2 protein-coding genes are annotated in these 1,279 nt (G+C 60.6%); one reads left to right on the top strand and one right to left on the bottom strand.

Going from position 1 to position 1,279, the window contains the following annotated elements; translation table 11 throughout:
- Nucleotides 1–445: alpha/beta hydrolase fold domain-containing protein (locus tag EOS_RS25395; RefSeq protein ID WP_047894943.1), on the top strand; the 445-nt coding region annotated here is incomplete at its 5' end.
- Between the two features lie 121 nt (nucleotides 446–566).
- Here the strand turns inward: EOS_RS25395 and EOS_RS25400 are convergent.
- Nucleotides 567–1,279, bottom strand: a 713-nt coding sequence (locus EOS_RS25400) for a transporter substrate-binding domain-containing protein (protein ID WP_047894944.1), incomplete at its 5' end; no start/stop codon positions are given.

Genomic DNA, 1,279 nt, shown 5'->3' on the forward strand with positions numbered 1-1,279 from the left:
ACGCGCGGCGAACGATCGCGTAGCAGGTCTGGTCACCGCGCAATTGCTGATTTACCCGGTCGCGCGCTGTCGATTCGAGGGTGGCAGCTTTACGGCGAACGCCGAAGGGCCAGGCTTGACCACTGAAGAAATGAAGTTCTACTGGGCGCAATTCCTGACGGCCGAACCGCCCGCCGACGACGATGTGCGCGCGTTTCCGCTCGCTCAGTCCTACGATCGGACGCCGGCGCGGGCGTTGATCGTGGCGGCGGCCTACGATCCGCTTTATGACGATGCCCACGAATTCGCGCGTTTTCTCGAAGCGAACGGCGGGCGCACCGAGGTTATCGACGCGCACGACATGACGCACGGATTCGGCCGGATCCAGGTGCATTCGAAAGCCGCGGCCGCCTGGATGAAGAAAACGTCGGAACGGTTCGGTGACTTGTTACACGCAGCGCGTTGACTTTTCGATGCCGAGCGACATCGACTTACGCATTGCTTACGGTGAGCGGTTCAGCGCGTCGAACTCGCCGCGCTTGAGCCGTTTGGCGAACAAGGCGGCGTAACCCTAAACGCCGCCGCGGTCATTTCAGCCATTTATCGAGGACCGCCTGGAACTCGCCTGTCGAGCGCGACAGGTGCAGCCACTGGTCGACGTACTGCTGAAACGCGACATCGCCGCGTGGCAGCAGATACGCTTTCTCTCCGAACTGGAAGGGCTTGTCGGGATGCACCGAGCACAAGCCGGGATTCAGCTTTTGCTGGAGGAGTGTTTCGGAGGCGTCGGTGACCATCACGTCGGCTTGGCCGTCGAGGATCTGTTTGAAGATGGTCACGTTGTCGGGGTACTCGATCAGTTGCGAGTGCGTGAAAAACTGCTTCGCAAACTTCTCGTTCGTGCCGCCCGGATTGACGATGGTGCGCACGCCGGGTTGATCGATCTGCGCGACGCTCTGGTATTTGTCGACGTCGCCGCATCGCACGATCGGCGTCTTGCCGTCCACCATGTACGGCTGCGTGAAGAACGCGCGTTTCTGGCGTTCGAGCGTGGTCGAAACACCGCCGACCGCGATGTCGCACTTCGCGATGAAATCGTTCATCAGGTTCGACCACGACGTCTTGATGAATTCGGCTTTGACGTTCATCGACTGTGCGAGGTTTTGCGCCGTGTCGATGTCGATGCCTTCGAACTGGCCATCCGGTTTGAGGAACGAGTACGGTTTGTAGTCGCCCGTCGTGCAGACGCGCAGTGTGCCGCGCGCGAGGATTTCATCGAGTCTCGAGGGTGCGGGCGTTG

Origin of the sequence: Caballeronia mineralivorans PML1(12) (genome assembly GCF_001028175.1) — a bacterium.
GTDB classification, from domain to species: Bacteria; Pseudomonadota; Gammaproteobacteria; order Burkholderiales; family Burkholderiaceae; genus Caballeronia; species Caballeronia mineralivorans.